This window comes from Acinetobacter tjernbergiae DSM 14971 = CIP 107465 (genome assembly GCF_000374425.1).
Taxonomy (GTDB): Bacteria; Pseudomonadota; Gammaproteobacteria; order Pseudomonadales; family Moraxellaceae; genus Acinetobacter; species Acinetobacter tjernbergiae.
Window position 1 is genome coordinate 25,333 of record NZ_KB894381.1, and the last position, 7,010, is coordinate 32,342.

Consider the following 7,010-nt stretch of genomic DNA (forward strand, 5'->3'; position numbering starts at 1 on the left):
CTCTCAAAAAGAGAATTTAAGCTTAGTTTCTTAAATCAAGTAATCATACAAATTCCTTTTAATATCAAGGTAATTTGTTATGAATACTTCCGCACCCCGTAAATGTCTGATATGTAATTGTTTATTCACTCCCTTACCTCAACATCCAAATCAGAAATACTGCCCCAATAATGAATGCAAAAAAGAAGGTAAATCTATATGGCATAAGAACAAAATGCAAACCGATCCTGATTACCCAGAAATGCAAGCTATAGCGAGTAAAAAATGGTGGGAGAAAAATCCAGAATATCAACGAAATCGTAGGAAAGGAAAAAAAACGATAACAATATAGCTCTATCAAAAAGCAATCTGCCTATAAAATTACAATTAAAATCAAAAAGTTATCGTCTAACCATTATTGAGTTTACTGACAATATGGATTCAATAACCATTAAATTAGAAGCATTATCAAATAGTTAAGCATATTGAAATGTCAATATTGACTCTATAGGCAGCTCAATAACTTATTGATAGGCTTTAATTTACATGAAAACTATTAACAGATTTAGGTCAATCTAAACTGTTAATAGCCCTTTGATTTAGGTCAATCGTATGAACCAAACAAATACCTGTCAACAAGGAAGCTTAAATTTAGAGCCTCGTATCCGAGCAGCTCAATACGTTCGGATGTCTACTGATCTTCAACAAAATTCTACCTTAAACCAAGCTGATAAAATTCGTGAATATGCGGATAAACATAATATTGAAATTGTAAGAACTTACGAAGATGATGGAAAAAGTGGACTTAATATCAATGGGCGTCCTAGCCTTCAACAGTTACTTAAAGATGTTCAATCAAATAATATCGATTTTAACTTAATTCTTGTTTATGACATTAGTCGTTGGGGACGCTTTCAAGATGCTGATGAAAGTGCCTATTATGAATACACATGCCGTCAAGCAGGAATAGAAATCATTTATTGTGCAGAACAATTTGCGAATGATGGCACATTCTTTTCCACGACCATGAAAAGTTTTAAAAGAACAATGGCTGGTGAATACAGTAGAGAACTATCCAACAAAGTCTTTATTGGTCAATGCCGCTTAATACAAATGGGATTTCGACAAGGTGGAACTGCTGGCTTTGGTTTAAGACGGGCGTTAATCACTCATGATGGTAAAACTATTTCACTTAAAATGGGACAACATAAAAGCTTCCAAATGGATCGTGTAATTCTTATACCAGGTCCAGAGGAAGAGATTGAAATTGTCCATCAAATCTATGATTGGTTTATTAATCAAAGCCTATCCGAAAAGCATATCGCTTACCGCCTAAATGAAAAAGGGATTAAAACTGACTTTAACCGAGCATGGACAAGAGACACAGTACATGAAATTTTAACCAACCCTAAATACATTGGACATAATGTATTTAATAGAACATCTAACAAATTAAAGAAAATCCATATACGAAATCCACAAGAACAATGGATCAGAAAAGATAATGCCTTTGAAGCTATTGTCCCTGTCGATATATTTTATACCGCCCAAGGTATTATCCGTGAACGTTCTCGCAGATATACAGAGCAGGAACTACTAGAGCAACTCAAACTTCTTTATCAAAAACATGGCTATCTATCTGGTCTTATCATTAATGAATCGGATGATGTTCCCACAACTTCCGTTTATTCAAATCGCTTTGGTAGTCTATTAAGAGCTTATGAACTTGTTGGTTTTACACCTAACCGTGATTACCAATACCTTAAAGTAAATAAATTCTTACGCCGTCTTCATCCTGAAATTACACAGCAAGCTATTGAAGAAATGACAAAGTTGAAAGGTATCATTCATAAAGATCCTTTAACTGATCTTATTTTCATCAATGATGAAATTAGTATTTCTCTAGTACTTACCCGATCACATCAACTATCAAGTGGTAATTACCGATGGAAAGTTCGATTTGATACAACACTTAACCCTGATATTACAGTTGTAGTTAGACTCAACCAGACAAATACAGCAGTTAAGGATTATTACCTATTACCAAGACTCGATTTTATGCAAGAAAAGATAAGTCTCGGCGAATTTAATCCAATTGAACTAGACAGTTATCGTTTTGATAATCTTAATTTCTTATATGGCATGGCAGAACACGTTAAATGGAGATTAATAGCATGAATCCAATTAAAAATGAAACAATTCATTTTATCAAAATTGAACAAATAGAAGTCTTGAACCCTAGAGAACGGAATGAAAAAGTATTTGCGGAAATTGTAGAAAGTATTCGCCTTGTGGGTTTAAAAAAGCCAATTACTGTTACACAAAATGTCACTGGAAATCTACCTTACCAGCTTATTTGTGGTGAAGGACGAATAAAAGCCTTTAAAGCTCTTGGAGAAATAGAGATTCCTGCAAGAATTATTGATGTTGATGAAGAAGAAGCTTTAATAATGAGTCTTGTAGAGAATATTGCAAGAAAACAGCATCGAGCACTGGATCTACTGGGTAGTATTGAAAGACTATCAGATCTGGGTTATGACAAATATGCAATTGCACAAAAAACGGGATTAACCCCTGACTACATTAAGGGCATTATTACCCTACTAAAAAGTGGAGAGGAGCGCTTACTGTATGCAGTCGAACAAAAACGTATTCCTTTAAGTGTAGCTATTACAATAAGTAAAACAGCAAATAATAATCTAGATATGCAAATTGCATTACAGGAAGCTTATGAATCAGGCGAATTAAAGGGTAATCAACTCCTACAGGCAAAAAAAGTTATTGATCGCAGACAGAATTCAAGTAAAAGTCTTGGCTATGGACAATATCAAACAAATAATAAGGTATCTACAAATGATATTGTCAGGACCTATCAAAAAGAAGTCCAACGACAACAAATCGCTGTCAAAAAATCAGAGCAAAATCAGCAGAAATTAGCATTTATTACAGGGGCATTAATGCGTCTAAGAAAAGACGAACATTTTTCCACCCTATTACGTGCTGAATCATTGGATAGTCTCCCTCAATATCTTAATGAGCAAATGCTTTAAGTCGGGTCATATCATGAAACAAATAAAAATCGCATTTAATTTAGAACCATTATATATCCCAATTGAACAAATATTAGTAACTAAATTTTTAGCTGAACATAATCGATATGCTAGAAAGTATAAGCAAATCAAAGCTTCAATTATTGAAGTAGGCATTATTGAACCATTATCTATTTTTGAAATACAGAGTGAGAAACAAATGTATTCTCTACTTGATGGCCACATGCGCTTTGAAATTTTAAAAGAGTTGGGGTTCACAGAAGTCCCCTGTTTAATGTCAACAGATGATGAGAGTTATACCCATAATAAACAAACGAATCGCCTAGCAACAGTTCAAGAGCACCTGATGATTAGAAAGGCAATTAAACGTGGAGTCAATGAGGAGCGACTTGCAAAAACACTTAATATTGATGTTAGATATATTAAATCAAAAGTTAATCTTCTTAATGGAGTTTGTCCAGAAGTTATTGAATTATTAAAAGATAGAGAAATATCTCAACAGGTCTTTTTTATACTAAAAAAAATGAAACCAATAAGGCAACTTGAGTGTGTAGAAATTATGCTATCTGTAAATAATCTGACAGTGAACTATGCAAAAGCATTACTAGTCGCAACAAACCCTAATTTTTTGGTAACTCCATCCAAAAAATCAAATAAAAATGGTACATCTAGTGATGCAATCAAAAAAATAGAAAATGATATTGCACACTTACATTTGCAATATAAATCTATTGAACAAGATCATGCCCAGACTACATTAAATTTAGTTTTAGCAATTGGATATCTTAGAAAAATGATATCAAACAACAATATAAAAAATTATTTAGCTAAATATCATTCTGATCTACTTGAAAATTTTGAATCATTAATTCAGTTAGACTCTTTTAACTCAAAGTAACGATAGAGCAGTGAGGAAAGTCTTATGCAACTCAAACATTAATTTTTTACGCCCCGCAGATAAATATCGTTAAAATAGACATGGCGTTTCAATTTCTCAAGAAGCAGGGATTTACGTTGATTTCCCTGCCAAATATGCAACAGCAAACTCACCAAAGTATATTTTATTCCTAATCGTTCCAATGCTTCCAGAATTACCTCATCTGCACCGACTGGACAGGCAGGCATATTTTCCCTGTAATTGAGTTAATCCTTGCTTTGGTATAGAGTTCTATGTATACAACCTTATGAGGTTCCTCTCCCATATAAGAAGAGTGTAGCTGTATAGTGGCTCAGCTTTACTCTGCCATTTTAATCAAACTTTAGCGGTAAATAGCTCAACTTTACTCCGATATTTACACATCTTGAATACGATTTTGAAAAAAAGAGAGCATGAGCCCTCTCAACGTTCAGCCATCTTGGACTCAATCCATTGATTGATTTCTAAAGCTGACCAACAAATACGATTTTGTGTCATTTTAATTTTCTTTGGAAAAGTAGAATCGTAGTATGGAGATTTTTCGTTCATTATGTCATAAACAGTAGAACGACTAAGACCTGTGTACTCTACCACTTGTTTAATACTAATGAGTTGATGTACCTGAAAAGTTTGACCTGTGAACGCATTCATGATGTTTTTCTCCCAATCAATGATGCGAGCGCAATTTCGCTCAAATAATAGAGCTCGCTGTAAGAAAAAACGTCCTGCTTCCATACAATCAATTCAAAGCCTGCACCGACTGCTGCAAGCCTTTCTGAATATCTTGCACATGGCTCAGTTCATGTGTTTGTTGAGACTGCTCTGGTCTTGATTCATCTGTATAAAATTCCTCAACAATATCCAAGCCCTCTTCACCTCCCACCTCAAAGCTGGCATTGCCATAACCCTGTCGTGCCACATGATCTAATGCCTCCTGATAAAACCCTGCTGCCTTACTCTGTTCATCCATCTGTTTGGCTGAACTAATTGCTTCCTGCAAGTTCACACCATCACATAAGGTTAAATCCACGTAGTAGATTGGAGTACGATAACTTTGCGTGGTGCTCTTGCCTCGTAAAGTCAGTTGCAAAGGCAAACATGACAGTAAATCACCTGAAGCTGCATGATAGTAACGAAGCCGTGCTGCCAAAGTACGAATGCTATTAAAACCTGTGGTTCTAAAGATGAATGTGCCAAACTCATCCGATTCATCTAAATTGACGTAAAGTCTGCCATAAGGCTTGCATAATCCACCCTGTGCCAATGGACATAAATCAGGGGATGGACATGAATGCTGTTCAATGCCATTTTGTCCGAGTCGCTGGCAGGTTTCGCCATTACCTGAACAGATTAAACGTCCAGTCTGGCGGTCAAACAGGCTGTACTCTGCCCGTAGATTCAGTTCAGGATCATTGAAGATCATACGAACAGGAATGCTTCTTAGCTTTTGGTTTTGATTCGGCGCTTTTGCTCGAAGCTGTTCATCCAGTGGGTGTTTGACCCACCCATCTTTATTTTGGATTTGACTGGTAATGGTAAACTGGTCATCCTTTTCAGGCAGACGTTTACCATTCTTTTCGACAGTTTTGCCGATGCTAATACGACCTAAAACGGGTGGTGTAATTGCTAAGCCTTTAATCATGGTGATGTCCTCTGTATAGCTGTTTAAAATTTTGGGCATAAAAAAATCCCATACCTGTTGAGGTATGGGATCGGGTTGTTTGACGTGGCTCTGGTGGTTGATACGTTTGTTTAAGAAAGAAATGCTGGATATACGTATCTGCTCTATCCACCATTCGGATAAATCTGAAATCTTCGTGTTCCCACTTTGGTTTGTGGAAACTGCTGTAAATATTCAGGGTGTTGTTTAAGCAGGGATTTACTGTCTAGGCTGATGGAGTCCTGTGATTTTTTCCACGTCACTGAGCCACCCGTGAACACTGCTCGCTCAGCTTCTTTCATCAGCATTTGCAGTTGATGTTTCAGCTCATCAAAATACTGTTGGTGTTGCTCGACTTTGTGTCGCTCTTCTAACAGTTGGTTGAATAAATAGTTGGCTTGTTCATTTTGACTGAGGTCTTCTACTAGTAATGGCGTTTGTGCTGGATAAAGTTGTTGCAAGGCTTTGGCTGCTGAATCAGAAGCATCGACACTGGGAGGAATACCTGATTCCACACATTGCCAGAAGTGACGTTCCGCATTAATGATGTGCTGAATCACCGTTTCATTACGGGTCACTTTAAAGATTTTAGTTTCATGCCCACAAACCAAGGCACAGATATGTGCAGCTTGTTTGCCTGTCACTGCCAATTGATGTTGGACTTGGCAGAGGACATACAATGGCACACCATCTCGCCACAGTTTTGAGCCATATTCTCCAACGGTTTTACACTCTAATATTTGCACTTCGCCATTGCCCACCACGGCATAGTCCAGATTGGCAAGCATAAAGTGTTTGTCTTCATCGGGGTGTTGTAAGACTGCATTGACTCGACGCACCTTATTGTTGGTGTGCATGCTGTAGTATTCTGCTACAAGCGGCTCTAACTGCTTGCCCCAATACAACGGTGCATAGCCTGCGCTTTCGTCCTCGATATTTTGTTGCATCCGACCTGTCTTAATCATCCATAGTTCTAGCATCGACATATAGGGATTGAGTCCACAGGCGGTTGCCGCATCACTACTGCCAATGCCCTGTTTTCTGACCTCTAGCCATTGTTGATAATTGAGCTGTTTAGTATTGGCAAGGCGTTTGGCTGTGAGTGCTTTGGTTTTTCGTGGCTGCGTATTCAGTCGGTCACTTTTAGTTCGAGTTCCCACCTCAAGCTGTTGGGTGGGTGGATTCAGGTTTGGTGAATAAGGTTGTAAAGGTGGATGGTTTAAAGTGTTTTGAATTTGAGTATGACTATTCATTGTAACTATTCCTGTATGAGTAAAATCGTAAAAGCTAAATTTTGGGCATAAAAAAAGCCACATCTGGAAATGTGGCTAAAGGTGTTGCTGTGCTTGTACGGTGTTACCGTATGCTTAGGCTAATGTAGAAGGCTTAACTGAAACTGAATTTA

At 37.1% G+C, this 7,010-nt stretch carries 8 protein-coding genes; 4 read left to right on the forward strand and 4 right to left on the reverse strand.

What is annotated here, in order from left to right; genetic code table 11:
• The first annotated feature begins 79 nt into the window (after positions 1-79).
• The 4 genes from C502_RS18525 (at position 80) to C502_RS0117165 (ending at position 3,927) form a co-directional block, all read left to right on the forward strand.
• Positions 80-331, forward strand: a complete 252-nt coding sequence (locus C502_RS18525; RefSeq protein WP_018680005.1) for a hypothetical protein — start codon at positions 80-82, stop codon at positions 329-331.
• A 260-nt stretch (positions 332-591) separates the two neighbouring features.
• Positions 592-2,157, forward strand: coding sequence for a recombinase family protein (locus tag C502_RS0117155; RefSeq protein WP_018680006.1), 1,566 nt, complete (start codon positions 592-594; stop codon positions 2,155-2,157).
• Positions 2,154-3,029, forward strand: coding sequence for a ParB/RepB/Spo0J family partition protein (locus tag C502_RS0117160; RefSeq protein WP_016163126.1), 876 nt, complete (start codon positions 2,154-2,156; stop codon positions 3,027-3,029). Before C502_RS0117155 ends, C502_RS0117160 begins: the two co-directional genes overlap by 4 nt.
• A gap of 13 nt (positions 3,030-3,042) precedes the next feature.
• A complete protein-coding gene (locus tag C502_RS0117165; protein WP_016163125.1) occupies positions 3,043-3,927 on the forward strand; it encodes a plasmid partitioning protein RepB C-terminal domain-containing protein in 885 nt (294 codons plus the stop codon).
• Positions 3,928-3,965: 38 nt separating this feature from the next.
• On the opposite strand, the gene C502_RS0117170 is transcribed toward C502_RS0117165, so the two are convergent.
• The 4 genes from C502_RS0117170 to C502_RS0117185 form a co-directional block, all read right to left on the reverse strand.
• Positions 3,966-4,154, reverse strand: coding sequence for a PIN domain-containing protein (locus C502_RS0117170; protein ID WP_016163124.1), 189 nt, complete (start codon positions 4,152-4,154; stop codon positions 3,966-3,968).
• 214 nt (positions 4,155-4,368) lie between these two features.
• Positions 4,369-4,596 carry a helix-turn-helix transcriptional regulator gene (locus C502_RS0117175; protein ID WP_016163123.1) on the reverse strand — a complete coding sequence of 76 codons (228 nt, stop codon included), beginning with the start codon at positions 4,594-4,596 and terminating at the stop codon, positions 4,369-4,371.
• 88 nt (positions 4,597-4,684) lie between these two features.
• Complete coding sequence (locus C502_RS19615; protein ID WP_016163122.1) at positions 4,685-5,587, reverse strand: recombination directionality factor; 903 nt, start codon at positions 5,585-5,587, stop codon at positions 4,685-4,687.
• Positions 5,588-5,730: 143 nt separating this feature from the next.
• Entirely contained in the window at positions 5,731-6,858 is a 1,128-nt protein-coding gene (locus C502_RS0117185; RefSeq protein ID WP_016163121.1) for a YqaJ viral recombinase family nuclease, read from the reverse strand.
• Between the last annotated feature and the right edge of the window lie 152 nt (positions 6,859-7,010).